Annotated in this window: 29 protein-coding genes; 11 read left to right on the top strand and 18 right to left on the bottom strand. The window is 46.5% G+C overall.

Annotated features, from left to right (window positions below):
• Window positions 1–151: 151 nt before the first annotated feature.
• A complete protein-coding gene (locus FTT64_RS09545; protein ID WP_005180807.1) occupies window positions 152–835 on the bottom strand; it encodes a M23 family metallopeptidase in 684 nt (227 codons plus the stop codon).
• Window positions 836–943: 108 nt separating this feature from the next.
• Here FTT64_RS09545 and FTT64_RS09550 point away from each other — a divergent pair, with 108 nt between their 5' ends.
• Complete coding sequence (locus FTT64_RS09550) at window positions 944–1384, top strand: hypothetical protein (protein WP_016658741.1); 441 nt, start codon at window positions 944–946, stop codon at window positions 1382–1384.
• Between the two features lie 97 nt (window positions 1385–1481).
• Here the strand turns inward: FTT64_RS09550 and lpxC are convergent, their stop codons facing one another.
• The 8 genes from lpxC to gshB form a co-directional block, all read right to left on the bottom strand.
• Entirely contained in the window at window positions 1482–2384 is a 903-nt protein-coding gene (gene lpxC, locus FTT64_RS09555; RefSeq protein ID WP_005180809.1) for a UDP-3-O-acyl-N-acetylglucosamine deacetylase, read from the bottom strand.
• A gap of 124 nt (window positions 2385–2508) precedes the next feature.
• Window positions 2509–3696, bottom strand: coding sequence for a cell division protein FtsZ (gene ftsZ / locus FTT64_RS09560; protein ID WP_005180810.1), 1188 nt, complete (start codon window positions 3694–3696; stop codon window positions 2509–2511).
• A gap of 160 nt (window positions 3697–3856) precedes the next feature.
• Window positions 3857–5119, bottom strand: a complete 1263-nt coding sequence (gene ftsA / locus FTT64_RS09565; protein WP_005180811.1) for a cell division protein FtsA — start codon at window positions 5117–5119, stop codon at window positions 3857–3859.
• Between the two features lie 65 nt (window positions 5120–5184).
• On the bottom strand, window positions 5185–6039 hold the full coding sequence (locus FTT64_RS09570) for a cell division protein FtsQ/DivIB (protein WP_005180814.1): 855 nt from the start codon (window positions 6037–6039) through the stop codon (window positions 5185–5187).
• 3 nt (window positions 6040–6042) lie between these two features.
• Window positions 6043–6972, bottom strand: coding sequence for a D-alanine--D-alanine ligase (locus tag FTT64_RS09575; RefSeq protein WP_016658739.1), 930 nt, complete (start codon window positions 6970–6972; stop codon window positions 6043–6045).
• 56 nt (window positions 6973–7028) lie between these two features.
• Window positions 7029–8477 carry a UDP-N-acetylmuramate--L-alanine ligase gene (gene murC, locus FTT64_RS09580; protein ID WP_016658738.1) on the bottom strand — a complete coding sequence of 483 codons (1449 nt, stop codon included), beginning with the start codon at window positions 8475–8477 and terminating at the stop codon, window positions 7029–7031.
• Window positions 8478–8489: 12 nt separating this feature from the next.
• Window positions 8490–9587, bottom strand: a complete 1098-nt coding sequence (murG, locus tag FTT64_RS09585) for an undecaprenyldiphospho-muramoylpentapeptide beta-N-acetylglucosaminyltransferase (protein WP_180182313.1) — start codon at window positions 9585–9587, stop codon at window positions 8490–8492.
• Between the two features lie 323 nt (window positions 9588–9910).
• Window positions 9911–10849, bottom strand: coding sequence for a glutathione synthase (gshB, locus tag FTT64_RS09590; RefSeq protein WP_180182314.1), 939 nt, complete (start codon window positions 10847–10849; stop codon window positions 9911–9913).
• A 117-nt stretch (window positions 10850–10966) separates the two neighbouring features.
• On the opposite strand from gshB, the gene FTT64_RS09595 reads away from it, so the two are divergent.
• Window positions 10967–11155 (top strand): DUF3565 domain-containing protein, encoded by a 189-nt coding sequence (locus tag FTT64_RS09595; RefSeq protein ID WP_016658735.1) that lies wholly within the window; start codon window positions 10967–10969, stop codon window positions 11153–11155.
• Between the two features lie 143 nt (window positions 11156–11298).
• Here FTT64_RS09595 and FTT64_RS09600 read toward each other — a convergent pair whose 3' ends face one another.
• Both FTT64_RS09600 and pyrE read right to left on the bottom strand, forming a co-directional pair.
• Window positions 11299–11931 (bottom strand): hypothetical protein, encoded by a 633-nt coding sequence (locus FTT64_RS09600; protein ID WP_180083971.1) that lies wholly within the window; start codon window positions 11929–11931, stop codon window positions 11299–11301.
• 93 nt (window positions 11932–12024) lie between these two features.
• A complete protein-coding gene (gene pyrE, locus FTT64_RS09605; protein ID WP_005180830.1) occupies window positions 12025–12675 on the bottom strand; it encodes an orotate phosphoribosyltransferase in 651 nt (216 codons plus the stop codon).
• 40 nt (window positions 12676–12715) lie between these two features.
• Here pyrE and FTT64_RS09610 point away from each other — a divergent pair, with 40 nt between their 5' ends.
• Together FTT64_RS09610 and FTT64_RS09615 are read left to right on the top strand one after the other, a co-directional pair.
• Window positions 12716–13537 (top strand): exodeoxyribonuclease III, encoded by an 822-nt coding sequence (locus FTT64_RS09610; RefSeq protein WP_016658733.1) that lies wholly within the window; start codon window positions 12716–12718, stop codon window positions 13535–13537.
• A gap of 495 nt (window positions 13538–14032) precedes the next feature.
• The gene (locus tag FTT64_RS09615) at window positions 14033–14383 is read left to right on the top strand and encodes a Spx/MgsR family RNA polymerase-binding regulatory protein (RefSeq protein ID WP_016658732.1); all 351 of its coding nucleotides are present in this window, start codon (window positions 14033–14035) and stop codon (window positions 14381–14383) included.
• Between the two features lie 96 nt (window positions 14384–14479).
• Here FTT64_RS09615 and FTT64_RS09620 read toward each other — a convergent pair whose 3' ends face one another.
• Window positions 14480–14917, bottom strand: a complete 438-nt coding sequence (locus tag FTT64_RS09620) for a DUF2147 domain-containing protein (RefSeq protein WP_005180835.1) — start codon at window positions 14915–14917, stop codon at window positions 14480–14482.
• A 155-nt stretch (window positions 14918–15072) separates the two neighbouring features.
• Between FTT64_RS09620 and FTT64_RS09625 the strand changes: the two genes are divergently transcribed.
• Entirely contained in the window at window positions 15073–15984 is a 912-nt protein-coding gene (locus FTT64_RS09625) for an alpha/beta hydrolase (RefSeq protein ID WP_180182315.1), read from the top strand.
• Window positions 15985–16047: 63 nt separating this feature from the next.
• Here FTT64_RS09625 and FTT64_RS09630 read toward each other — a convergent pair whose 3' ends face one another.
• Window positions 16048–16611 (bottom strand): FMN-dependent NADH-azoreductase, encoded by a 564-nt coding sequence (locus FTT64_RS09630; protein ID WP_005180838.1) that lies wholly within the window; start codon window positions 16609–16611, stop codon window positions 16048–16050.
• Window positions 16612–16843: 232 nt separating this feature from the next.
• Here FTT64_RS09630 and FTT64_RS09635 point away from each other — a divergent pair, with 232 nt between their 5' ends.
• Complete coding sequence (locus FTT64_RS09635; RefSeq protein WP_016658730.1) at window positions 16844–18034, top strand: GGDEF domain-containing protein; 1191 nt, start codon at window positions 16844–16846, stop codon at window positions 18032–18034.
• Window positions 18035–18037: 3 nt separating this feature from the next.
• Here the strand turns inward: FTT64_RS09635 and FTT64_RS09640 are convergent, their stop codons facing one another.
• The 4 genes from FTT64_RS09640 to FTT64_RS09655 all read right to left on the bottom strand — a co-directional run bounded on the left by FTT64_RS09640 (window position 18038) and on the right by FTT64_RS09655 (window position 20897).
• A complete protein-coding gene (locus FTT64_RS09640; protein ID WP_005180842.1) occupies window positions 18038–18724 on the bottom strand; it encodes a glutathione S-transferase family protein in 687 nt (228 codons plus the stop codon).
• Window positions 18725–19055: 331 nt separating this feature from the next.
• The gene (locus tag FTT64_RS09645) at window positions 19056–19826 is read right to left on the bottom strand and encodes a transporter (RefSeq protein ID WP_180182316.1); all 771 of its coding nucleotides are present in this window, start codon (window positions 19824–19826) and stop codon (window positions 19056–19058) included.
• A 16-nt stretch (window positions 19827–19842) separates the two neighbouring features.
• Window positions 19843–20385 carry a hypothetical protein gene (locus tag FTT64_RS09650; RefSeq protein ID WP_005180844.1) on the bottom strand — a complete coding sequence of 181 codons (543 nt, stop codon included), beginning with the start codon at window positions 20383–20385 and terminating at the stop codon, window positions 19843–19845.
• A 149-nt stretch (window positions 20386–20534) separates the two neighbouring features.
• Window positions 20535–20897, bottom strand: coding sequence for an HPF/RaiA family ribosome-associated protein (locus FTT64_RS09655; protein ID WP_005180845.1), 363 nt, complete (start codon window positions 20895–20897; stop codon window positions 20535–20537).
• Window positions 20898–21144: 247 nt separating this feature from the next.
• On the opposite strand from FTT64_RS09655, the gene puuE reads away from it, so the two are divergent.
• From puuE to FTT64_RS09680, 5 genes are all read left to right on the top strand, one after another.
• A complete protein-coding gene (gene puuE, locus FTT64_RS09660) occupies window positions 21145–22119 on the top strand; it encodes an allantoinase PuuE (protein WP_168384482.1) in 975 nt (324 codons plus the stop codon).
• Between the two features lie 123 nt (window positions 22120–22242).
• On the top strand, window positions 22243–22746 hold the full coding sequence (gene uraD, locus FTT64_RS09665; protein ID WP_104511360.1) for a 2-oxo-4-hydroxy-4-carboxy-5-ureidoimidazoline decarboxylase: 504 nt from the start codon (window positions 22243–22245) through the stop codon (window positions 22744–22746).
• Complete coding sequence (gene uraH / locus FTT64_RS09670) at window positions 22743–23069, top strand: hydroxyisourate hydrolase (RefSeq protein ID WP_180047460.1); 327 nt, start codon at window positions 22743–22745, stop codon at window positions 23067–23069. Before uraD ends, uraH begins: the two co-directional genes overlap by 4 nt.
• 101 nt (window positions 23070–23170) lie before the next feature.
• A complete protein-coding gene (locus FTT64_RS09675; protein WP_168407369.1) occupies window positions 23171–23908 on the top strand; it encodes an outer membrane protein OmpK in 738 nt (245 codons plus the stop codon).
• Between the two features lie 98 nt (window positions 23909–24006).
• A complete protein-coding gene (locus FTT64_RS09680) occupies window positions 24007–24546 on the top strand; it encodes a GNAT family N-acetyltransferase (protein ID WP_152342576.1) in 540 nt (179 codons plus the stop codon).
• A 35-nt stretch (window positions 24547–24581) separates the two neighbouring features.
• On the opposite strand, the gene hpxO is transcribed toward FTT64_RS09680, so the two are convergent.
• A complete protein-coding gene (gene hpxO / locus FTT64_RS09685) occupies window positions 24582–25739 on the bottom strand; it encodes an FAD-dependent urate hydroxylase HpxO (protein WP_075175542.1) in 1158 nt (385 codons plus the stop codon).
• Window positions 25740–25817: the final 78 nt, after the last annotated feature.

Consider the following 25817-nt stretch of genomic DNA (forward strand, 5'->3'; position numbering starts at 1 on the left):
TGACGTTTTATTACCCAAAATAACAAAAAACCGCCAATAGCGGCGGTTTAATATACAGACAATATTCTTTTGAGTGATAATATAATCGTTATAAGGTCTTAATGCATGACGTGCTCAAAAATTAGGCCTTTTGAGCAAAAGCCGCAAGCTGTTAAGGCAGCATTGCCAGGTAAGTTGATGGGTTTTTACGAACGCCGTCTTTTACTACTTCATAATGTAAATGAGGACCGGTACAACGACCTGTACAACCCACGTTTGCAATATGCTCACCTGCAGCAACACGATCGCCGACACGTGCAATTAAGCGTGATGCATGAGCGTAACGGGTTAAATAGCCATTGCCATGGTTAATTTCAACATATTGACCATAACCTGTACCCCAACCTGATTTAGTTACGATACCCGGGCCAGTGGCATAAATTGGTGTGCCGCTTGGCGCTGCTAAATCTAAACCTGAATGACGTTCAGCACGACCATTCATGGTACGACCACCATAGTTTGAGCTTACACGGGCATTTGGTAAAGGATGCGCCACTAACCAGCTATATGGATTAGCGCTATAAGATTTCGCAGAAGACGCTGAACCGTATTTTTTCGCTAAAGATTCGTTGTTTAATTCAACCGTTTTTTCACGCAGTTTGACATTAATTTCAGTTTGCGCCGGAATATTGATGTCTTGTGACTCGCTATAGGTCCCTTGTGCCAGGGTGCGGGTCAATTCTTCAATACGGTCTGTCGATGAATTTTGGCTGTTTAAGTCAACCAGATCAGCAAAAGCCACTGACGCCGCAGAAGCCGCCAAAGAAAACGCTAATAAAATACGTCGCGTATGCATAAAAACCTCATAAAAACTGTTCTTACTCAGAGTTCCTTGGTGATCTCTTCCTTGATCTTCACTGAAAGGAGCGCATAAGATTAAGACATAAACATGAAGGAAATATGTATGTCCGAGCCTTGTAACGTCTTTCGCCAAACAAGAAAACACATAAAAACAGGAAACCTAACGTTTCTCTCAACGCAAGTTGCTGCCTGGCAGAAACTTACTCAAATTATTCAACCCTTGTTGCCCCAACCCGAACTTTGGCAGGTTGTTTGTTATCAGCAAGGGATTCTTACCATTACTGGCACCAATCAGGCGATGGTGAGTCAACTGGCCTATTTGCAAAAACAGTATGTTGCTCAGCTATCACAATTGGCAGAACTTCAAGATTTACACAAGATTCAGGTCCGGTTAAAACCGCAGTTGCAAACGCCCCCAAAACAGGAAAAATCTTCAAGAACACTCAGTACAGAAACCCAGGAAATGCTTCGCGGTGCTGCTGACTTTGTGAGCGACCCTAAGCTTAGCCAAGCTTTGTTACGTTTGGCAAGCAATAAAAAGTAACATTGCGCCAATCTAAAAAATACAAAACCGATAAAAACGAGAATTAGTTCACTTTTTTAGATGTTACATTATAACATCACCAAGGAAAGACAATGACTTATGTCACACTCACATACGGAATTGGACATTGATTAATGTCATCAAATGTTACAATTTCATAGCTGCTTGGATCTTTTTGCACATTCCGCAAGAGCTGGTTATTCAATGCATGACCCGATTTATATCCATCAAATTTCGCAATAATTTGATGACCGAGCAAATACAGGTCACCTACCGCATCTAATATTTTGTGACGAACAAATTCATCCGAGAAACGCAGGCCCTCTTCATTGACCACACCAGTGTCATCGACCCCAATGGCATTTTCCAGGCTGGCACCCAAGGCCAGATTGTTGGCTTTTAAATAATCCAGATCTTTCATAAAGCCAAAGGTGCGTGCTTCACTGACTTCATAGACAAAGGTTTCGGTAGAAAAATCGATAGTGGCAGACTGATATTCTTTTTTAAAGGCGGGATGATCGAAATCGATGGTGAAATTGAGCTGGAAACCGTCATGCGGGGTGAAGATGGCACGTTTATCATCAATTAGCGCTTCAACCGGTTTTAAAATCTTGATGAATTTTTTTGGCGCATCCTGCTCTTTTAAGCCACCCTGCATTAATAAATAGATGAAGGGACCGGCACTGCCGTCCATAATTGGCACTTCAGAGGCGGAAACCTCGATAATCAGGTTATCAATTCCCAGACCCGCCAGCGCACTCATAATGTGTTCAATGGTGCCGACTTTGGCATTGTCCTGAACCAGATTCGAGCACATAAAGGCTTCCTGAATCAGCATGGCATCGGCCGGAATATCGACCGGTGGATTCAGGTCAATACGGCGAAACACGATTCCCCCGTCAGCATGGTGCGGCACAAAGTTAATCATGACTTTCTGTCCACTATGCAGACCTATACCACTCGCTTTCACGACACGTTCTAGGGTACGTTGTTTCAACATGCTCTCAATTCATCTGTATATAAAACCGCTATACGTTAGCATATTTAGCCATTGATAAAAAACAAAAAGGTAGCCATTTGGCTACCTTTTACAAGTTCTGGAATAAAAATCTATATCGTAAAAATTATTTACGTTGTTGATTTTTAAGATATTCCTGAATACTCATTGGCGTTGGACGTGAATTATTGCTGCTGCCTGCAGTCGCATTGATGGCCGGCGCTGCCTCTGCCTGACGCTGAATGGCCGGAACATCATCTTCTTCAACCGGCTGTTGAGCGGTTGCCTGTGCAGACTGCACCACTGAAGAACGCTTGACTGGCTCAACCGCATCGGCTGAATTACGGGTCAAACCAGTGGCAATTACGGTCACGCTGATTTCATCACGCGCATCCGGATCAAATACGGTACCGTAGAATACCTGGCCTTCATCCAGATCGACAATCTGGTTGACAACATCGGTAATTTCTTCAATTTCACCAAAGGTCACGTCATCACCACCGGTCACGTTAATCAGAATACCTTTGGCATTCATGATGGTCACGTTATCCAGTAACGGACTGCGAATCGCCTGCTCTGCTGCCTGACGGGCACGGTTTTCACCACGCCCCAGACCGACACCCATCATGGCATAGCCACGGGTACTCATGGCCGTTTTCAAATCGGCAAAGTCAAGGTTGATGTGACCCGGACGTACCACTAAATCAAAGATACTGCGCACGGCATTTAACAGCACGTCATCTGCCTTTTTATAAGCATCTTTCATGGAAATGTCGCGGAACACTTTTAACAAGCGCTGGTTTGGAATGATGATCAGGGAATCAACATGCTGCTCTAAAGCTTCAATACCTTTTTCTGCAGATTGCAGACGGCGTTTACCTTCAAAGTTAAACGGTGTGGTTACGACACCGACAGTTAAAATGCCCATTTCTTTGGCAATTTCAGCGACAACAGGTGCAGCACCGGTACCGGTACCACCGCCCATACCGGCAGTCACAAACACCATATCGGTGCCTTCTAACTGCTGGCGAATCAGCTCGCGGCTTTCTTCAGCAGCGGTTTGACCCACTTGCGGATTAGCCCCTGCGCCCAGACCACGGGTACTTTGCTCGCCCAGCTGGATTTTGCACTGTGCATTCATGCGGTCCAGTGCCTGTTTATCGGTATTGGCACAGACAAATTTCACACCCTGGATATCTGATTCCAGCATATGCTGTACGGCGTTACCGCCTGCACCACCTACACCAAATACAGTGAAACGGGCTTGACCGTTGTTATCGGTTTGATCATCTTCAAAAAATTCAAATGAGGCCATGACCTTTAGCTTTCCTAATTCATAATTGGCAGTCACTTCAGCCCGTATACTGCCTTGATCTTAATAAAAAATTGTTTTTAAGAATGCTGTCCAACGGCTGCCTTGTCAAGTACAAGCGATAATCCGTACAACTTCCTAACAATATTCCCTAAAAAATCAACTAAAAAATTGATTTCAGTTTTTCGTTGAGTCCTGACCAGGCACGACCTACACGCGCCCAGACCGATAAGGTCTCCGGGTCTTCGGTTTCGACAATGGTGTCCTGACTGTAGCTCTGGCTATACATCAGCACGCCCGCTGCGGTTGCATACTGCGAACGGCGCAAGGCAGCCTGATGCGGTTCATCGGCATAAACCTGTACCGGCGGATTGCCCAAATGCGCAGACACACCCAGGGTGCGGCGTACCAGACTGACCATGCCTTCAATCTGACAGGCATCACCAGCCAGCACCACACCATGATATAAGCCATGAATGGCGCCACTGTTTTCCAGTTCCTGACGGATTTGCGCAAAAATTTCTTCATAACGCGCAATAATAATTTCCGACAGTTCAATCCGGCTGATGGTTTGCGGACCATCAATGCCCTGAATCTGAATCATGTGATCAGGTTTGACCACTTTTAAATCGACGCAACCGTAAAGCAGTTTAATCCGCTCGGCTTCTTCGGTGGTGGTCTGCAATACCGCCGCGATATCACGGGTCACATGCTCACCGCCACGCTGCAGGGTTTGTGACAGCGCCAGACGACCATCCAGATAGACCGCAATATTGGTGGTACCGGCGCCAATATCAACCAGGCACACGCCATATTCTTTTTCATCTTTCAGTAAACTGGCTTCAGCGGTGGCCAGATGCGACACCACCATTTTTTCTACACCAATATTGGCCCCTTTTAAGGCACGGTCCAGATTCTGCATGGTGCTAATCGGCAGCATCATCAGCTGATAATGACCGGTCATGCTATGCGCCGACATACGGATCGGGTTTTGTACCCATTCACCGGAATCATCCAGATCAAAGCCCAATGGCACCGCGCTGACCAGATAATGGTCTGAAGTTAAATGGCTGGCTTTGGCCAGATCTAAGGCACGAACCACTTCACTTGTTGTAATTGTGTGGTCACTATTTTCAATTGGGGTACGCCCCGCAGCATAAAAACTTTTTAATTCTGCACTTGGAATAGAAATCCAGGCTGAATGCACCCGGCATTCCGCCATATCTTCTGCTTCTTGAACGGCATTTTTAATGGCTGTAATGACTTTATCGAGACTTACAATTTTTCCTTTATTCATGCCTCGGTTACGAGCGGTAGCCATACCAATCACTTGGATATTGTCTGGCGCGTGTACCTTACCAATCAAAACTGAAACTTTGTGTGTCCCAATGTCAATCGCAACAACCGAGGGAACAGCTTCACTCATTTATTTACTACCATCACATGTTTGTTTAATTAATGGCTTAATGCCTCTATTTTTAAAGCCAAGTATTATGGCTTTGCTGCTATTGCATTCGCAATGCTTGTGTCATCAATCGTTACAACAAAATGACCATTGGCAATTTTTGGTGCCACCGAGTTTTTCCACTGGATCGCCAGACCATTGCGGTAACGCAGGTCAATTGCAGAAATCCTGGACCATACCGGCTTGAAGTCACTTTGCGCCAGATGACTCAGGCGCTGCAATTTACTCATGGTCTGATCCTGATCCACAATCACCCGCAGGCCAGAATCAAACTGCATAAACCAGGTCATCCGGTCAGTGAGATATAACTCTTTTAAACGCAGATTCACCGGTAAAAATAACTGGTTAATTTCATTATAGCGACGCATCATCATTTTGGACTGATGCATCGGGCCATGTAATAACGGCAGATGCTGATTATTCTTGGGTGTGACTTCCGAAAACACATCACCGCTGTCACTGAGTAAACGTCCGGTGCCCCAGCGCGCAATCGCATGGCGTGGCATGACCCGTAAACGGATGGCATTCGGCCAGGCGCGTGACACCACCACCCGATCGACCCAGGACAGTTCCAGTGCGGTATCACGAATCTGTTCCAGATCGGAAGTAAAATAGTTATCTGTGACCACTGGCGAAACATGGGTCATGACCTGGCGCAGTTCGGCATTGGAACGAGTACCGACCACGTCCAGTTCAGCCACGCGTGCATCGGTCATGACTTTATATAGACCATAGATTCCTGCTGCCAATACCACAATCGCCACGCACAGCAATACCCATCCACCCAGGTTCGTCAGCTTTTCTTTACGCGTCGGTGGCTTATCGTGAATCGAGGTAATCGCTGCGCGTTTACGGCGCATGGAAGCAGGAAGTTGAGCCATGGCTTAGTGGGTCGCATCCGTTAAGGTTTGTTCAAGAATTGCCACGCACAAGGCATCAAAACTGTAGCCCACCGCCTGCGCGGCTTTTGGCACCAGTGAGTGACTGGTCATGCCCGGTACAGTGTTGACTTCAAGCAGCCAGAAATTGCCTTGTTCATCCTGCATTGCATCAATACGGCCCCAGCCGCTGGCACCTACCGCCTGGAACGCACGCAGGGCCAAGACCTGTAACTGCTGCTCTTCCGACTCGGTTAAGCCACATGGAATGCCATATTGCACATCATTACGGTTGTATTTGGCTTCATAGTCATAGAACGCCACATCTTTAGGCGGTTCCAGACGAATCACCGGCAAGGCCTGACCGTTCAGTAAGACAATCGTGAACTCGCGACCGGTAATCCATTTTTCAGCCATCACCACTGCATCATGCTCGGTGGCTTTGGCAATCGCTTCAGCAAAGTCTTCAATACGTTCGACTTTGCTCATGCCAATACTGGAACCTTCATGTACCGGCTTGATAATCAGTGGTAAACCCAATGCAGCGACAATATCAGCCGGGTTTGAATCTTTGGTGACAATACGATACGGCGCTGTTGGCAGCTCGGAACCTTGCCAGACCTGTTTGGTTTTGACCTTGTCCATGCCAATGGCTGAACCCTGTACGCCAGTACCGGTATACGGCACATTCAGCCATTCCAGTACACCCTGAATCTGACCATCTTCACCGCCGCGGCCGTGCAGGACAATAAAGGCACGATCATAATTGACCAGTTCGGTCACACTGCGATCTTTCGGGTCAAACGCTTCTGCCTGAACGCCTTCGCGCAGCAGCGCATCGAGCACTGCCTGTCCACTATCCAGAGACACCCCACGCTCGGCAGATTTTCCACCAAATAACACGGCAACTTTGCCGAACTTTGAAGCATTTGACACGTTTATATCCTTAAACTTTACACTGAGCGACCAAATTCAAATATCACTTTGGGTGATTATTTTAAATACAATTTATTTTGAGCAAGCTCGATGGAGATTGCTCCTACATTACCCGCACCTTGGGTCAATAACAAATCATTCGGTTGTAACACTTTTTGTACCAGTGTTTCCAGATTGCCCTCAACCGGATCAATTAGGATTGGCTCAACCTGACCACGCAAACGGATACTACGTGCCAGACTGCGGCTGTCGGCACCCACAATGGCTTTTTCACCGGCAGGATACACTTCCAGCAACAGCAGTTGATCGACCTGCGATAACACTTCAACAAAGTCATCAAAACAGTCACGGGTACGGCTAAAACGGTGCGGCTGGAACAACATCACCAGACGGCGGTCCGGATGGCTCTGACGCGCTGCTTTAATGGTGGCTTCCACTTCTTTAGGATGGTGACCATAGTCATCGACCAGTTTGATGCTGCCACCGTCCAGTTCAAATTCACCTTGCACCTGGAAACGGCGACCTACACCACTAAAGCCTTCCAGTGCACGGCAAATCGCACCATCAGAAACACCTTCATCCGTCGCCACACCAATGGCGGCCAAGGCATTCAGTACATTGTGCAGACCTGGTTGATTCACGGTAACACGCAGTGGCTCGCGGTCTTTACGCAATACGGTAAAGTGGGTACGCATACCGTCCTGATCAACATCGACTGCGCGAATATCATTGTCTTCATTAAAGCCGTAGGTTAGCACCGGACGGGCAATGCGCGGCATAATTTCACGGATGTTGGCATCATCACCACAAACCACTGCCAAACCATAGAATGGCAGTTTGTGCAGGAATTCAATAAAGGTATCTTTTAGCTTGTCAAAGCTGCCGCCATAAGTATCCATGTGGTCGGCATCAATATTGGTGACAATCGCTGCCATTGGCTCCAGATGCAGGAAAGATGCATCTGATTCATCGGCTTCAGCCACAATATAACGGCTCGCACCCAGTGCAGCATTAACCCCGGTACGGTTCAGCAAACCGCCTATCACGTAAGTCGGGTCCAGATTTTCTTCTGCCAGCATACAGGTAACCAGGCTGGTGGTGGTGGTTTTACCATGTGTTCCGGCCACGGCAATCCCGTGACGATAACGCATCAGCTCACCCAGCATTTCAGCACGGCGCACCACCGGAATACGGCTCTCAATAGCGGCTTTAACTTCCGGGTTTTCCGGATCAATCGCGGTAGAGACTACCAGTACATTGGCGCCCTGAATATTATCTGCGCTATGACCAATAAACACCCGAATGCCGTTTTCTTCCAGCTGGGCGGTGGTTTTTGAGGCTTTAATATCTGAACCGGAAACGTCATAGCCCTGGTTTTTTAATACCTCGGCAATGCCACACATCCCGGCGCCGCCAATCCCGACAAAGTGGATATGTTTGATACGACGCATTTCAGGCACTTTAATCAGTTCTTTTACTTGATCAGCAGGGATAGATGGAGACATAGTTTACTCGGTTTACAAATCTTGAATTAAAGCAACCACTTGTTGGGTTGCATTAGGTTGCGCCTGTTGACGCGCCTTGCTGGCCATTTCAGAGAGCAATTGGCGGTTCATCAACGGCATTAACAGTTCTTTTAAGCTGTCCGGGGTCATGCTGGCTTGCGGACAGATTTTTGCCGCGCCCGTCTTGGCCAAAAATTGTGCATTGGCCGTCTGATGGTCATCCACAGCGCTTGGCAAGGGCACAAATACCGCAGCCACACCCGCGGTTGCAATTTCCGTAACCGTCAGTGCGCCGGCCCGGCAGATAATCAGATCGGCATCGCTATAGGCCTGTGCCATATCTTCAATAAAGGGTTGCACTTCAACCGTTAAGCTGTCCGGCTTGTTGGTATAACGCGCCCGGGTGCTGTCTGCATGATTTTGCCCACACTGATGATACACATTTAAAGGTACATCCAGCTGTATTAAGGCTTCTGGGACACGTTCATTCAGTGCCTGCGCGCCCAAAGAGCCGCCAACAATTAAAATACGCAGCGGCAAACCTGCTTTTTCACGTTCCTGATAACGCCAGGATGGGGTTAAAGTCGCACTAATTTCTTTACGCACCGGGTTGCCAGTGGTGACAATTTTAGTGCTGGCCGGAAATGTATCCGGGAACGCCTGACAAACAGTTTTGGCAATACGTGACAGCTGGGTATTGGTAAAGCCGGCAATCGCATTCTGCTCATGAATAATGACCGGAATACCAAGCAGACGTGCTGCCAGACCGCCCGGTCCTGCCACATAGCCACCAAATCCGGCGACAGCCTCTACTTTGTGTTTTTTCATTAACTGCATGGCGCTTAAGGTGGCTTTTAGAATTTTAAAAGGCGCCATCAGTTTGCGTGCCAGTCCGTTACCGCGCACGCCTTGAATATCAATCTGATAAATCGGAATATTCTGGTTTTGTAATAAACGGTTTTCCATGCCTGTAGGCGTTGCTAACCAGGACACATGGATTCCCTGCTGCTGGAGTTCTTTGGCCACGGCTAGGGCCGGGAAAACATGGCCACCAGTGCCTGCGGCCATCATCATCACATGTTTAGGCTTGGTTTGCGCTGCATCAGTCACGGTCTAATTCTTCAATCCAAATATGGCTAATGAAAGTTCTTTATAAGCGCTCAATTGTAATCACAATCGTATGAGCTTGAAAGTTTATTTACTTTTTTTCACCAAGCGGCTCATTGTTTTTTTCAACAGTTTTGAAAGTTTAAACTAGTTTTATTATTAATTCACCGAAATTGTTAAATTTACTGCATTTTTCATCAAATTATGTCGACTGGTTTTGGTTTACAAAATCGCTATGATTTTCTTGCTCAACGCAGTTTTTCAACCCCAAATCTCGCTTAAAAATACAAAAAGAGCCACCCAAAGTGACTCTTTTCAAGAACTGCTTAACGACCGGCTTCCAGTACATCAAACAGGGTATCGGCAATTGAGGTGCCGAACTGGGCATCAATTTCACGGATACAGGTTGGACTGGTCACGTTAATTTCAGTGACATAGTTACCAATCACATCCAGACCGACAAATACCAGACCTTTTTCACGTAAAAATGGCCCGACTTTGGCAGCAATTGCCTTGTCATTGTCGGTCAATGGACGTGCTTCACCCAGACCACCAGCGGCCAGGTTGCCACGCACTTCGCCGTTTTGCGGAATACGTGCCAGACAATACGGAATTGGCTCGCCATTGACCATTAAAATGCGTTTATCCCCTTCTACAATTTCCGGAATATAACGCTGCGCCATAATTGGCTGGGTGCCGTTATTGGTCAGAATTTCAATGGTAGAGCCAATATTCACACCATTCTGATACAGACGGAAAATGCCCATGCCGCCCATCCCATCGAGCGGTTTCACAATCACATCGCCCTGTTGCTGAATAAATTCACGAATCAGGCTTTGCTGAGAGGTCACCAAAGTCGGCACCTGCAGCTCCGGGAACTGGGTCGCAAACAGTTTTTCATTACAGTCACGCAGGCTTTGCGGCTTGTTAATAATCCACGCTCCTTCGCGCTCTGCCTGTTCCAGAATATAGGTGCTATAGACAAAGTTCATATCAAATGGCGGGTCTTTACGCATCAGCACCACATCATAGGCTGCGATGGATTCTTTTTGTTTTTCGCCCAGCTCATAATAATGGTTGTAATCTTCAAAGACTTTTAACGGGCTGATTAGACCGAAAGCCTTGCCCTGATCAATATATAAATCTTGTTGTAGTGCATAACCGAGTTCATGACCCCGACGTGCCGCGGCCCACAGCATGGCCATGGTGGAATCTTTTTTCAGGTTCACCGTTTCAATCGGGTCCATCACCACAAGTACGCGCATAATGACTGCTCTTTTAAAATTGCTATGATGTGGAGTATAACGGAGATTCGCTGCCTGTTTTTCTGAATTTGAGTAAAGCTTTGCAGCACTGTATTTGCTGATTTCAGGAAGCTGCCCATGCAACAGCCAATTGTGGGATATCATTTAGATGAAGAAAATCATTGGGTCGCAGAGCTGGCCTGTGGTCATGGCCAGCACGTGCGGCATAATCCGCCATGGCAGAACCGGCCCTGGGTGATGACGGAGCAAGGACGCAAAGAAAAATTAGGGGTGATGCTAGAGTGTAAGAAGTGTGAGGAAGGATGATTTTGTTATTTATTTTTCCTTCTTATTTCATGAATAGACAATCTACGTTCTATTTTTTTAAAAAGATATGCATCCTGATCGATATCTAACTCTTTATTGCGACGTTTTACATAGCTCATATAATTCAACTTTTGTTTTAGCTCCTATTCATTCCAATGAGTTTCTTCTGCTTTTGATTTTTTATCTAAAAATGCAGTTTGCCTATTAATATTTTTACTCATACTTTCTAAAGACTTTTGAATTCCTGCTAATGCTTTGGGAAGAGCTTCTTCAAAACTCTCTCCTAATTTATAAATTTTTAGTTCTGAAGTATCAATTTTATATGTATTCTTATATTTCTTTCCCTTTAAATCCTCATATCTGATCTCAGCATTAAAAATAAGATTAAAGAAGTATTCACTATCTAACTCTTTAGGATTTAAACCAGTAAAACTTAGATAGTCCGTATATTTAGAATCATTCGGCGCTAAATAATTGACTCCCTTAATCATAAAATCTCTTTGCATAAAAACTTTAATAGCTTTTTGAGCAGTAACTAAAAAAGAAGCATCGAGTGAAGGTTCAGGAAATAATTTTATTTTTACGTTATGAGCTCCTCCTTTTCCTACATTTGTAATTTTTAAACGTAAAAAATGGATTCTGTACTCAGCAGGTTCTAACTTAATGTCTATCAATGGTTCGGTTTGAACTTTTCTAAGTTCCCTATTTTCTTTCCAACCCAAAAAAGTCGCTATCGATGCTGCACTTGCAGCAATAGCTGAAAAACTTGCGATCATTAAATTCCAATCTAGATTCATTTTTGTTTTTTATAAAAATAAAGCCCTATCATGGATAGAGCTTTATTAAAAATCAATACGTTGTATTAATTATTAGATCCCATACTTCACACGATAGGCTTCCATCTTCGCCAAAGCCTCTTTTTCACCTTTGGCATCTAGATAATTCATTAAATCTTTCATCGTAATTAAGGCATGTACCGGAATTTCTAGCTCTTTTTGAACTTCTTGAATCGCAGACAAATCACCCTGCCCTTTTTCCTGACGATCTAGCGCGACCAGTACACCGGCAATTGTGGCACCCGCATTTTTTAAAATGGTCACCACTTCACGAATTGCTGTACCTGCGGTAATCACATCATCAATAATCCAGACTTTTTTACCTTCAACCGACGCACCGACCAATACACCACCTTCACCATGATCTTTGGCTTCTTTACGGTTAAAGCCCCAAGGCACACTCACGCTATGATTTTGCGATAAAGCCACCGCCGTTGCCGCCACAAATGGAATGCCTTTATAGGCTGGGCCAAAAATCACATCAACATTTTCACATTCTGTTAACTTGGCTGCATAGCCTGACGCCAGTAATGACAAGGCTTCGCCATCATTTAATAAACCGGCATTAAAAAAATAAGGACTCACGCGACCCGATTTTAAAGTAAACTCACCAAATTTAAGCACACCACGTGATAATGCGAGTTCGATAAAAGCTTGAGGGTTAAATGTCGCTTGCGTTGACATGAGGTGCTCCAAAATTCATAAATTGAGGTAAGACCTGCGCATGATACCAAAGAGTAGCTATCCGAGTGATCAAAAAATTCTTCGTGTGGTTTCAATTAACGTCAATGGCCTGCGTTCTTCGGTCAGTAAAGGCCTGCTGGAGTGGATGGAAAAATCAGAGGCTGATGTCATCTGCATTCAGGAAAGCCGTCTGACCCATGCGCAGTGGACTGATAAATTCAAACCGGAAGGCTGGTATACCCATCTGTTCGCAGCTGAACGTCCGGGCTATGCCGGCACCGCCATTTACAGCCGCCTGCCATTTGTGTCTATTCAGGATGGTTTAGGCTTTGAACTGGCCGACTCCCAAGGCCGTTTTGTCACGGCAGAATTTGATTTAGGGCTGGGTTATCCGGTGCATATCTGCTCACTGTATCTGCCATCGGGTTCATCGGGTGAAGAAGCACAAGCCCGTAAAGACCACTTCCTCGAAGAATATACAAAAATCCTGAAACAATGGCGCGATGAAAATAAATCGATCATTGTCTGCGGCGACTACAATATCGTGCATAAACGTATTGATATTAAAAACTGGTCAGGCAACCAGAAATCTTCCGGCTGTTTACCGCATGAACGTGCCTGGCTCGATCATATCTATGATGATCTGGGCTATGTCGACACCTTCCGTGAAGTGCGCAAAGAAGCCGAACTGTATTCCTGGTGGTCGAACCGTGGCCAAGCGCGTGCCAAGAACGTTGGCTGGCGGATTGACTATCATGCCTGCTCACCGGACTGGAAAGCACGTACCGTCAATGCCTGGGTCTACAAAGAGGAATGGTATAGCGACCACGCCCCGGTGATTATTGATTATAAACTCAACTAAAAACCTTCCTATTGAGTGAACAATTGTTCACTCAATAGAGGTTTATTTCCGACATATTTTGTCGTCATTGAGACCTTTATCTGCTTTTTAAATCGGCGCATTATTGCAGCACGGCAAAGGGACAGTGTCAGGATGACAGCAAAGGGACAGGAAGCCGTAGGATGCAAATAAACAAAGCCATGATGGTCTTTGTTTCAAGGATGTGACATCGGACGTTGTAGTGAGACCCGCATAATCAGGATGATTAAATGCGGGTTTTCTACATCTGGGCTTTTATTTTTTATATTGGCTATTTGCTTTTCGTTTTTTTCTTAGCACGAATAATTCTTATCAAGTGCTGTCTTGTTTTTCTGCCACTATTATGGCGCGGTAGCGTTGCATTTTAATGACGGTTTAATTTCAGAACCATGAACTCAATATTTATACCCGCTATAGTGCAAAACCAATTTTTTGGTTAATCTCTTGAGCATTGTGTTTCTTGCTGGAATCCGCTTTATGCTTAAAATTTATGGTATTAAAAACTGCAACTCCATGAAAAAAGCCTTTGATCTGCTCAATGAACTGGGCCTGGCTTATGAATTTCATGATTATAAAAAACAGGGGATTGATGCAGAAACGCTAAAACACTGGCTGGATGCTGAAGGTCAGGACAAAATTCTGAATAAAAAAGGCACCACCTGGCGCAAACTGTCGGAAGCGGAACAGGCACAAGCCCTGTCCAGCGAAGCAGATTTAATTGAAGCCTTACGCACTCACAACAGCCTGATCAAACGTCCTGTGCTGGCCACCGCAGACGGCTTTATTGTTGGTTTTGATGAAACCGCCTATCGCGCCTTAAACGGATAAATTCTTTTTATCTACCTTTTACTTATCCGTTAAAAATCAAAAAGCCTGATGCATCTGCATCAGGCTTTCTGGTTTAATCCGTTTCTATTGGCTGGCTTATTTCACACGAACCCAGGTCTGGTTACGACCCAGCGCTGCTACGCCAATATAGCCACGCAATTGTAATTTCTGCCCGCCATCAGCCAGTTGACCTTTTAACTTGTAGGTTTTACCTGATTGCGGATCCAGAATTGAACCGCTGTCATAGTTGGTACCACCCGAATTCTTTAAACCACGTACAATGGTTAAACCTTTCAAGGATTTGTTTTTGTAAGGTCCTTCACATTTTGTACAGGCATTTTCTTCACCCGGCGTTAAAATGGACTGAATTGTTGCAGTTAACGTGCCATTTTTCTGCTCGGTAAATTTGACGGTTGCTTTTGCTTGCTTGGTTTTGTCATCAATTGTTTTCCAGACAGTACCATTTAGCGGATCAGCAGCATTCGCCAAAGCTGTTAAACCCATTAATCCTAATGCCAGTGCAATTTTTTTCATTTTTTTTGATTCCCTAGTCTAGTGTTAGACAGCCTTAGTATTAAAAAGTCACTACAAATTTGCAATTTTTGAATGTGACCATTTAGTGTAACCTTGTAAATTGTGTTGGTAAATACGCAAGCACAGGCCAAAATCAAGAACAAGATGGAAGAACAATGAAGATCAACCCGTTATTGAAACAAATTTTCACAGAAGGCTTTTTAAAAACCACCATCCGCCTGCCAAGCCAATATAATTTACCGCATAATCCGCTGCGTTTCGCCCTCGAACAGATGTGCCGGCTGTTTCCGACCAATAAAACTGTCGAAGTCCGCGCTTTACGTCTGGCTGGCCTGAAAGCCGAAGAAATCAAGCCACAAGATGAAGCCACCCAGCTGATTTTCTATATTCACGGTGGCGCCTTTTATTTAGGGTCTTTAAATACCCATCGCCCATTTCTGACTGAACTGGCCGCCCGCACCCAGATGCAGGTGATTCATATCGATTATCCGCTGGCGCCTGAAAATCCATTCCCGGAAGCCTTAGAAGCAATTTTTGATGTCTATCAGACCCTGCTGGATCAGGGCGTACAGGCCAAAGATATTTTGCTGGCAGGAGATTCCTGCGGCGCCAATCTGGCGCTGGCCTTAGCCTTAAAAATCCGTGATGAACAGTTACCGCAAGTCAGCGGCCTCATGCTGCTTTCACCATTTTTGGATTTAACCCTGACCAGTGAATCAATTCGTTATAACCGCAAACACGATGCCTTATTGTCGATTGAAACTCTGGAAACCGGGATTCAATACTATGTGCCACCGTCGATCGATCGTGGTGATCCGCGTGTTTCGCCGCTATTTGATGATTTAACCGATTTACCACCAACCTTGGTGCAGGTGGGTTCTAAAGAACTGCTGCTGGATGATGCGCAGCGTTTTCGTGACAAGGCCGAACAGGCGGGCGTGAAGGTCAGTTTTAAACTGTATACCGGTATGTGGCATAACTTTATTATGTTCTCACCGTGGTTTGATGAAGCCAAAATGGCGCTGGCCGATTTAGCCGAATTTGCCCATCAGCAGGACCGAGATTAAAATGCCATAAAAAAAGGTCAGTAGAAACTGACCTTTTTTGTGATTAATGCAGCGCCGTAAAGCTTAGATTTTGGCAATCTGGTCTAATGCCGTAGTAATCGCCTGATCTTTAATATCGCTCATGCTAACCCCTTCAGCACGTACTACTTCAATATCACTGACACCGGTAAAGTTAAACACGGTTTTCAGGAATGCTTCCTGGAAATCAACCGGGCTTTGTTCGCCATAGACACCACCGCGGCTGCTGGCGATATACACTTTCTTGTCACCTGCCAGACCGACCGGGCCATTTTCGGTGTATTTAAAGGTACGACCTGCCACGCTAATCCGGTCAATCCAGGCTTTTAAAGTCGATGGCAGACCGAAGTTATACATGGCTGCGCCCACCACCACGACATCAGCATCTAGATATTGTTGCAGAATCTGTTCGCCTAAAGCGCTTTGCTCGGCATTTTGTCCCATTAAAATTTCAGCGGTTAAATGCGGAATGGTCTGTTCAGCCAGATCCAGATAGTCAACTTGGGCCGCTGTATTTTTCGCCTGTAGCTGGTTCACAATAGCTTTAGACAACTGACGTGATACAGAAGCGTCACCTAAAATACTCGAGTCGATATGCAAAATTTTCATGGGAGAGAATCCTAAACTGTGATTTTTTCAATAGCGCCATTTTACTGCAGTTTAAAATAGAAATAAGTGATTTAAACAACACACACTGTTGCACCCATGCAACGATATTTTCCCGAAAAGTACAAAAAATAGCCATTACCAATTCTCTAAAATCATGATATGTTAGGTTTTATTAAAATAATTGTATAAAAATGAGACTTTAGACGCTCATTTTTGGGGTCGTGATTCACGCATGAAAAGTCGCATTGCGCACAGTGCTGTGCCCACATTTAAATACAAAGTCACCCGTTATTTACTCGAAAAAGAAGTGGTGATGAACTGGAGCACGTTAAACAAATGTATTCTGATGCTGTTTCTGGGCAGCCTGATGCACGTGATCTGGGCCATCTGGAAAAGTGTGGTATTACTCACCCCGGAACTGTGGCGCTGGGTCAATCTGGCCTTGTTAAAACAGCAGCTGGTCATTAATTTATTCGGACTGTTCGTGTTTATTGGCATGATTGGCATCTGCCACTACTTTCGCAAACAGGACTGGACCCGGCGCTATATGCCCTATATTGCGGTGGCCACCTTTGTGGTCAGTCTGTGCCGCGATGGCTATCTGGTCGGGGTGCTGAGTCCGGCCACTATGGTGACCTATATCAGTCTACCCACGGTCGGTCTGGTGCTGTTTGAACGCAGAATTGTCTATTCGGCCTTAATTCCGGCCACACTGTATCTGGTCAGCTGCGGTTATTTAAGCTTTTTCGGCCAGTTAACCTATGCACCTTTATTTTTATTAACCGACTTTCCTTATAAAAATGGCTTCTGGGTGCTGTCGATGCTGTTTTTTATTGTGCCGATTCTGCTGACCTGCCTGGTGCTGTTTGAAATTCTGCTGAGTCAGTGGCGCTATCGGGAGGCGCTGATTGCACATTTAAGTCAGGTCGATCCGCTCACCAATACCTTTAACCGGCGCAGTATCAACCAGTGTCTGGAACAACTGAACCACAAACAGGCACCCAGTTATGCAGTGATTCTGGTCGATCTGGATCATTTTAAGCAGATTAATGATGAGCATGGCCATCATAAAGGCGATGAAGCCTTGGTCCAAGTCTGTCATGTGCTGGCCGGCCATATCCGCGAGCAGGATGTGCTGGGCCGTTTTGGTGGCGAAGAATTTATTCTGGTCCTGAAACAGGCCACTGCGCACCAGGCCAAACAGGTGGCCGAGCGCTGCCGGCAGGCCATCACCCAGATTGAACTGTATGATGAACATAACCAGCCCATCCATTTTACCGCCAGCTTCGGGATTGCCTTATCGCACCACAATACCCCTTATGAAAAGCTGCTCAGTCAGGCCGATCAGGCCCTGTATCAGGCCAAAGCCTATGGCCGTAATCAGGTGGTGCTGTATCAGCCGCTGGAACCAGCAGCCTCTTAAGACTTAGCTAGAGGATGGTTCAGACTGATAAGGCTCCAGATAATTGACCCAGTCTTGTTCCTGTTTCGCGGCCTGTTCCCAGGCCTGCATTGCCGGATGTTGCAGCATGGTCTGCATATAATACTGGCTGTCTTCATTCACGGGCAGCGCATAGCTTTTCAAACGCCAGACCACCGGTGCATAAAAGGCATCAGCAATCGAGAAATCACCACAGAGAAAACCGCCTGGGTCCGGACGCTCAGACCAGATCTGACAGACACGGGCTACATCGTCACGTAAATCAGGTTGCTCAGCCCATAACGTCTGTCCGACTTCTGCCAGATCAGCGCGAATATTCATGCCGCAATGGTTACGCAGTGCCTGAAAACCGCTATGCATTTCAGCAGCCAAAGCGCGTGCCCGAGCCCGCTGTGCCCGACCAGCCGGCCATAGCTGGCGCTCCGGAAACTGTTCGGCCAAATATTCACAAATCGCCAGTGAATCCCAGACCATTAGCCCGTCATGTACCAAGACCGGTACCTTGCCATTCGGGTTAATTGCCAGTACATCCTGTTTAAAATGGCCCGTGCCGCGTTCTTTAGGAAAAGGTAACAGCACTTCACGAAACGGCAGTTCAAAAGCAGTAAGGACCAGCCACGGCCGCATGGACCAGCTGGAGTAATTCTTGTTGGCAATGTACAGTTCCATCATGACTCATCCTCCTGTTGTTGTTTTTAATATTCACGATCGCTGGGCAGTGCCACCTGATGAGATCAAGGGAGATGGCGCCAAAGCCTATACAAAGCGACTTAAAAGCTAAAGTTTAATGGGCGGACAGGCCTCGCGCTTATCCGCTGTGATCATCACCATCATGATAGCGTGATCTGCCAGCGCCTGTGTCGAGATCTGTAGCAATTCTGCTGCTAAACCAGATATAAAAACGGCCTGTGAACAGACCGTAAGCAGAATAAGTTGCAGCTCTCTAGCAGTCAGCGAGAGACTCTACTCCCCCGCTTTCTACAGCGCCATAACCAGAGCGCACTTAGAACAGGAAGGCCACACCTAAACCGGCATGATAACTTTTATCAGCGCCATTTAAATCAACACCGACACTGGCATCCAGCTGGGTACGTGCATTTAAGGCATAAATCAGACCTGAACCCAAGGCATATTCTACCTTCTGGCTTTCTGCTTTGCGGTAAATAAACTCGGAGAAGCCGGCCCATTTATCGCTGAGCTGATATTGAATCCCTGGCACTGCCTGCAAGGCCCAATTGCTGTCCTGCCACTCATAACGCATGCTAATTGAGGTGGTGAGTAAATCATTATAGGCATAGGCCACTGCCGAGCTAAGGCTGTAAATATCCTCTTCGGCACTAAAACCATCATTCCCGGTGGCAATCTGCGCTTCGGCCAGCACCGCCATCGACAGTTTTTCATCATCTAAATCAATGGCATGTTTCAGACCAATGCTGACATCCCCCAGACCATCTTCTTCAACCGACTGGCCAGCACTTTTTACCCGGCTCCAGCCCGGACCCTGCCAGCCCAGCTGTAATTCTAGATTGTCTGCCAGACCTGTACGCAACAAGGTATCGGCGTGCACCTGAGTGATTTCCTGCGTCAGACCATTGTCATCTTTGGTTTTCTGATAGTGCGCATTGGCCAGCGCCTGCTCCCAGGCCAACTGGCCGACCGGCGTAATTCCGGTGCTCATGCCCACACCCCGACGGTCAAATGCAAACTCGGCGGCAAAGACCTGACTGCTGACTGCAGTCGCCACCATCACACCCAATAATTTCAATGCTGACATAGTGTTTATCTCAATTTTAAGCCAATTCTTTGGTCATTTTCGCGCCATGGGCACGGAGCAGTTCTAAGGTTTGCTGTTCTTCAGGCAAGGCTTCAGCCCAGTTAATTTCATCAAAGTCGCAATCAAAGAATAAATCACTGATGGATGACAAAATGGTCAGGCCATCTTCATCTTTACGGTTTGGATCGACGTTTTCTTCAAGCAGGCGCTTTACCGCAGGTGCACAGGCGGCACTGGCGGCGTCCCATAACGGGCCATAGACTTCTTCCGCATCCCACAAATGCAAATTGACCTTGGCCTGAATTAACGCGTCCAGAATTTCCATATGGACGGCCAAATCCTGCTGTTTTTGTGCTTCATTGTGCGGCTGGCCCGCCTCATAGGCCTCGCAAATGGCTTCCCACCACTGAAACAGGCCATCAGACCAGACTGAAATTACCGGGCCTTTTTCAGGATCAATAAAATTCGGATCAAGCCCCGCGGCCAGAAGCTGTTGCACTTGGGCCTGATCTAGTTCTTCTATGGCTTGCACCAAGCGTTGTTGTTGTGCCGTTAACATGCAGAGAGCTCTCTTCAATCAAATCAATTTCGTTCTATTATGCCCAATTCAGTGAAAATTGTTTAAGCGAAATGTAATCTTGTCGCATGAATTTGCTATAAAAAAAGCCCCGATACTGGGGCTTTTCTGCTTTTCAGCCAATACCTGTCTTATTCGTCGACATCGGTATCTAGGTCAACTCGACCCGGCTGTCCACCACGCGGATGTTCTTTTTTCTCAAAGACATGCTCCAGACTACGTTTTAAACGGTCAATGGCGCCATGAATTGCGGTATCGACATTATGACCACGATGATTGACCACCACAGGCTTCAAGCCGGCCGGGCGTGCTTCAATCATACATTTGATGTCATCATCTCCGCCTTTGTCCCCGTTTTCATCACTTAAATGTACGGAAAAATGGGTAATACGCTCACTATGGCGTTTAAATTCATCACTTAGCTCTGCACGTACGTAACTAATTAATCGTTCGCTACCTTGGATGTTCTTATCTGTACGGATTTCAATATTCATAATCTCATCCTCTCTTTCTTTCGTTTTCTGAATCTTTTTTGTGCAAAACTATTTTATCTTGGCACGTTTGTCGCTTGCTGTTTTCCAGCATATTGAACATCTTCAACCTAATTTGGACGCTACCCTCCACATTGAACGATGAACACTTTTGAGTCTGCAGAACCGTGTCCTTATACTTTGAATATCGGGCCTAACTCAAAAATATGCAAGCAATATTTGATAAAAATTAGCAAAAGGATAACCTGTTGTGACAACTGCTTACTTGCGTGGTCAGGCACTGATTGACTCAATCCGCTCTGCCCCTTATTCACGTGATTTAATTGGCTATCATGGCCAACCGCCGCATCCGCAGTGGCCGAATCAGGCACGTATTGCAGTGCAATTTGTGCTGAATTATGAGGAAGGCGGCGAAAATCATATTGAACATGGTGATGCCGGTTCTGAGCAGTTTTTATCTGAAATTGTCGGTGCGGCCAGCTTTCCGGCCAGACATATGTCGATGGATTCGATGTACGAATATGGCTCGCGGGCCGGTTTCTGGCGTATTCATCAGGAATTTCAGCGACGTCAGTTACCGATGACCATTTTTGGGGTCGGTATGGCGCTGGCGCGGAATCCATATGTGGTCGAGGCCATTCAGCAGGCCGACTATGATGTGGTGTCGCATGGGCAACGCTGGCTACATTATCAGAGCATGGACATGGCCACTGAACGCCAGCATATGGATCAGGCGATCAGTGTCTTGGAAACCCTGTTTGGTCATGCACCCATTGGCTGGTATACCGGCCGCGACAGTCCCAATACCCGCCAGTTACTGGCCGAATTTCCACAAATTCAGTATGACTGTGATTATTATGGCGATGATTTACCGTTCTGGCAGACGCTGACCAATGCCCAGGGCCAGTCACGGCCGCATTTAATTATTCCCTACACCCTCGACAGCAATGACATGAAGTTTGCCGCTGCAGCCGGCTTTAATAGTGGCGAGCAGTTTTATCAATACCTGAAAGATGCTTTTGATGTACTCTATGCCGAAGGAGAAACTGCACCTAAAATGCTCTCGATTGGTATTCACTGCCGTCTTTTGGGGCGCCCGGGACGCTTTAAAGCCCTGCAACGCTTTTTAGACTACATTCAATTGCATCCACAGGTCTGGATTTGCCGCCGCGGTGATATTGCTACGCATTGGTATCGCCATCATGCACCAGAACCCGTCAAATAAAAAAACTCGCACTGGACTTGTGCAGCTTTAACCATCTCAGTGAAAAATTGGATTTTCACCGAAATTTGGCACTGATATTGCACTTTTAGCAACAAAATTAAATGTAATGATGAGACCCTTACTGTGCAACTGGATCAATTTAATCAGGCCCCTGAAGCTGAGATTCACCAATTCTTGCAGCAATGTGTACATATTCCGGCATGGGCAACTGTCATTGCCCAACAGCGTCCTTTTGAGAGTATCGAGCAACTTTTAGAGTTTTCACGGCAGCTGGCCAGCCACTGGAGCTGGCCTGAGATTCAGGCCGCACTCGCAAACCATCCTCGAATTGGTGAAAAACAGGCACAACAAGAGCTTACGGCACAGGAGCAGGTATTTTCAGCCCGGGAACAGGCTGCCGTCCAGCTCAATAGCGACACCCAGCAGGCACTTTTACAGGGTAATCTGGCCTATGAAAAAAAATTCGGGTTTATTTTCCTGATTAAAGCCTTTGGCTTGAGCAGTGAAGATATTCTGCAAGCCTTACAGTATCGTCTGCTGAATGATGCCGACACTGAACAGCGCATTGTGCAGCAGCAACTCTCAGACATTGCCTTACTGCGTTTAAGCCAGGAGCTTCAGTCATGATCAGCACCCATATTTTAGATACCCATTTGGGTCAACCGGCTACCGGCGTGAAAATCCGGCTATTTAATCAGCAACAACAGTTACTGGCCGAAGCCGAAACCAATACCGATGGCCGGGTCACGGCCGCCGATTTTGCTTTGGCCGACTGTCCGGAAGGCTCATATAGTCTGGAGTTTTATACTGCGGCCTATTTTGAACGAAAAGGCCTGGACAGCTTCTTTCCTAAAGTGGTGATTTACTTCCAGATTAAGGAGGCGACACAGCATTATCACATCCCGTTATTGATCAGTCCTTTTGCCTATTCGACCTATCGCGGCAGCTAAATTTGGTCGGAAAATTGCCAATAAAAAGTTAAATTTGGCTTTATTTTTGCTTAATAACCTGTATCCTTGACACGCTTTTTGGGGAAGACGAAGACACCGTTATGAAACTTACGCAACTTGCTGCACTTTGTGCATTCTCAACCGCTGCTGCCTTCACTCAGGCGAGTCCTATTGTATGGCAAGACTTTAGCTTGACTGGTCTTTATGGTGAAAACTACGAGTTAGGAGGCACTGAAGACCGTACCACCTTAACTGCTGAATACGCAGCTAAACTGAAATATGCAGATGTATTCTTCTTTGTTGACCAGCAATGGGATGGCAACAATGACGATTCAACTTACTTTGAATTGGCACCACGTTTAAGCCTAGGCGAAGTGACTGGTCAAAATCTGGCATTTGGTCCAGTGAAAGATGTGTTAGTCGCAACAACTTGGGAGCACAACGCAGGGCACGGTGGCAACCCTGAGTTCAACAACTTCTTATATGGCGTTGGCTTTGCTTTAGATATTCCATATACCCAATATGCGAACATCAACTTCTATCGTGCTGATAATGATACGACAGATGATGATTATCAAATGACCATCACCTATGCTGTACCATTTAAACTGGGCAATGAAGACTTCCTGGTTGATGCCTTCCTGGACTGGTCAACAGCTGAAGATACTCATGCCAGCGAATTAAACTGGACTTCTCAGTACAAATGGAATGTGGGTAAACACATTTCTCCAGAAACACGTTTATACGTGGGTATTGAACACTCAGTATGGAACAACAAATTTGGCGTAAAAGGCGCAGACCAGAATGATGTCAGCGCACTGGTGAAATACCATTTCTAAGTCGTATACATAACCTAAAAAAGCAGGACTCCGGTCTTGCTTTTTTTATGCCCGCAGCGGCATGATAATGCGCTCATTCCTATCCTGATGTGCTGCTTATGCGCTTTCATCTTCGTCCTGCCACCGAACACGATCTTGCTGCCATTCAGGCGATTTATAACCCGGAAGTGCTACAGCATGTAAACACCTGGAATGAACAGCCCTTTGATCTGGCACATTTCCAGCACTGGTTCCAGCAATTACAAAAACAGAATTTTCCGCTGCTGGTAGCCGAACATCTGGACACCGGACAAATTGTCGGCTATGCCGATTATTCCACCTTCCGCAGCATCAGCGGTTTTAAACATACAGTCGAACATTCGGTGTTTATTGACCGTCAATTCAGCCGGCAGGGTTTGGGCAAACAGTTGATGCAGGCCTTAATCCAGCATGCACAGGCACATCAGGTTCATGTGATGGTGGCCGCCATTGACCATGACAATAGCGGTTCAATTGCCTTGCATCAGCAATTAGGTTTTCAGCATTGCGGCTATATGCCCCAAGTTGGAAGAAAATTCGGACAATGGCGTGATCTGGTGCTGATGCAACTCATTCTGGATCCAGCATCAGAGCAGCCAGCCTCAACACCAGTCGATTGACCTGTATTTCTTGAAAAGCATCCTGCACAGAAAAATTAATCCAGCGGATTACCGACTATATTGCTGATAATGCCTTTCATGATATGTGGCCCCTGCTCTTGGCGCAGTTCGGCATACCAGGCTTCCGTCACCTGCTGGTCTTTCATATGCGTAACATCACAGCGTTTACGCGCGCGCAGCACCAGTTCATTGGCGCGCTCATTGCGTTTATTCTGGTAGCGGCTTAAGGCATCCTGCACACCCAAGGTATTAATTTGTAAGGCACGTGCCAGATAAATAGCATCTTCCATGGCCTGACAACCACCCTGTCCAATATCTGGCGTGGTGCTATGTGCGGCATCTCCCACTAGCACCACCCGGCCTTTATAAAAATTGGCGAAAGGCTCAATATCATGAATTTCCACGCGATTGGTGCGCTGTTCATCAATCGAGTCTATCAGCTGCTGCACCTGCGGACACCAGCCCTGAAAATACTGTTTTAACAGTGTTTTATACTGGCTGCGGTCATTCTCCAGTCCGGCCGCTAGCGGCACATCAAAGAAAAAATAAAAACGCTGATCGGCCACCGGCATCAGGGAAGCGCGCTTGCCTTCTCCGACAAAGGTAGTCCACTGGTCGGCCGGGGCCAGCTGTTCGGACACCTCCACCAGACCATTCCAATTGACATAACCGGCATAACGGCGCGCGACGGTTTCATCCAGTACATAGGCGCGGGTTAAAGAGTGGGTACCATCGGCCCCGACCAGCAGTTCGGTTTGTAGCTGTGTGCCATCAGCAAAGCTGACCGTCACCTGTGAACCATCTTCCTGGAGTGCCACCATTTTCTTGCCTAAATAGATGTGCTCACGACCAAATGCATCCATCAGCATATTTTGCAGTTCCGCGCGCGACACCGGATACGGACGCTGCCCGACTTCTTCAATTAACGGCGTCAGGCTGAACTGGGTCATCACATCACCGCTCAAGCCATCAACATAGGCCAGATGATCCATCTGCCCGCCCAGCTCGGCCACCTGCTCGGTCAGCCCGAGGTAATTCAGGCATTTCACCCCATTGGACCACAGGGAAATAGCGGCACCCACCGGAAGAATCTGCTCAGCCTGTTCATAAATACGCACTTCATGGCCAAACTTTTTTAGTGCAATCCCTGTGGTTAATCCGCCAATACCTGCACCAATAATTGTAATTTTCATTTTTCCTCCCAAGGCTTGCCTGTCAAAACTGAACAGCTGAAGCGAAAAACGTGCCATTTCATGCTTAGCCTGGGTCGC

Source organism: Acinetobacter sp. Q186-3 (assembly GCF_013420655.1).
GTDB lineage: Bacteria > Pseudomonadota > Gammaproteobacteria > Pseudomonadales > Moraxellaceae > Acinetobacter > Acinetobacter indicus.

Excerpts from the sequence above, each read along its gene's own strand:
- FTT64_RS09545 (WP_005180807.1), bottom strand. The coding sequence starts at position 835 with ATGCATACGCGACGTATTTTATTAGCGTTTTCTTTGGCGGCTTCTGCG.
- FTT64_RS09550 (WP_016658741.1), top strand. The coding sequence starts at position 944 with ATGTCCGAGCCTTGTAACGTCTTTCGCCAAACAAGAAAACACATAAAA.
- lpxC (WP_005180809.1), bottom strand. The coding sequence starts at position 2,384 with ATGTTGAAACAACGTACCCTAGAACGTGTCGTGAAAGCGAGTGGTATA.
- ftsZ (WP_005180810.1), bottom strand. The coding sequence starts at position 3,696 with ATGGCCTCATTTGAATTTTTTGAAGATGATCAAACCGATAACAACGGT.
- ftsA (WP_005180811.1), bottom strand. The coding sequence starts at position 5,119 with ATGAGTGAAGCTGTTCCCTCGGTTGTTGCGATTGACATTGGGACACAC.
- FTT64_RS09570 (WP_005180814.1), bottom strand. The coding sequence starts at position 6,039 with ATGGCTCAACTTCCTGCTTCCATGCGCCGTAAACGCGCAGCGATTACC.
- murC (WP_016658738.1), bottom strand. The coding sequence starts at position 8,477 with ATGTCTCCATCTATCCCTGCTGATCAAGTAAAAGAACTGATTAAAGTG.
- gshB (WP_180182314.1), bottom strand. The coding sequence starts at position 10,849 with ATGCGCGTACTTGTGGTGATGGACCCGATTGAAACGGTGAACCTGAAA.
- FTT64_RS09595 (WP_016658735.1), top strand. The coding sequence starts at position 10,967 with ATGCAACAGCCAATTGTGGGATATCATTTAGATGAAGAAAATCATTGG.
- FTT64_RS09600 (WP_180083971.1), bottom strand. The coding sequence starts at position 11,931 with ATGATCGCAAGTTTTTCAGCTATTGCTGCAAGTGCAGCATCGATAGCG.
- pyrE (WP_005180830.1), bottom strand. The coding sequence starts at position 12,675 with ATGTCAACGCAAGCGACATTTAACCCTCAAGCTTTTATCGAACTCGCA.
- FTT64_RS09610 (WP_016658733.1), top strand. The coding sequence starts at position 12,716 with ATGATACCAAAGAGTAGCTATCCGAGTGATCAAAAAATTCTTCGTGTG.
- FTT64_RS09615 (WP_016658732.1), top strand. The coding sequence starts at position 14,033 with ATGCTTAAAATTTATGGTATTAAAAACTGCAACTCCATGAAAAAAGCC.
- FTT64_RS09620 (WP_005180835.1), bottom strand. The coding sequence starts at position 14,917 with ATGAAAAAAATTGCACTGGCATTAGGATTAATGGGTTTAACAGCTTTG.
- FTT64_RS09625 (WP_180182315.1), top strand. The coding sequence starts at position 15,073 with ATGAAGATCAACCCGTTATTGAAACAAATTTTCACAGAAGGCTTTTTA.
- FTT64_RS09630 (WP_005180838.1), bottom strand. The coding sequence starts at position 16,611 with ATGAAAATTTTGCATATCGACTCGAGTATTTTAGGTGACGCTTCTGTA.
- FTT64_RS09635 (WP_016658730.1), top strand. The coding sequence starts at position 16,844 with ATGAAAAGTCGCATTGCGCACAGTGCTGTGCCCACATTTAAATACAAA.
- FTT64_RS09640 (WP_005180842.1), bottom strand. The coding sequence starts at position 18,724 with ATGATGGAACTGTACATTGCCAACAAGAATTACTCCAGCTGGTCCATG.
- FTT64_RS09645 (WP_180182316.1), bottom strand. The coding sequence starts at position 19,826 with ATGTCAGCATTGAAATTATTGGGTGTGATGGTGGCGACTGCAGTCAGC.
- FTT64_RS09650 (WP_005180844.1), bottom strand. The coding sequence starts at position 20,385 with ATGTTAACGGCACAACAACAACGCTTGGTGCAAGCCATAGAAGAACTA.
- FTT64_RS09655 (WP_005180845.1), bottom strand. The coding sequence starts at position 20,897 with ATGAATATTGAAATCCGTACAGATAAGAACATCCAAGGTAGCGAACGA.
- uraH (WP_180047460.1), top strand. The coding sequence starts at position 22,743 with ATGATCAGCACCCATATTTTAGATACCCATTTGGGTCAACCGGCTACC.
- FTT64_RS09675 (WP_168407369.1), top strand. The coding sequence starts at position 23,171 with ATGAAACTTACGCAACTTGCTGCACTTTGTGCATTCTCAACCGCTGCT.
- FTT64_RS09680 (WP_152342576.1), top strand. The coding sequence starts at position 24,007 with ATGCGCTTTCATCTTCGTCCTGCCACCGAACACGATCTTGCTGCCATT.
- hpxO (WP_075175542.1), bottom strand. The coding sequence starts at position 25,739 with ATGAAAATTACAATTATTGGTGCAGGTATTGGCGGATTAACCACAGGG.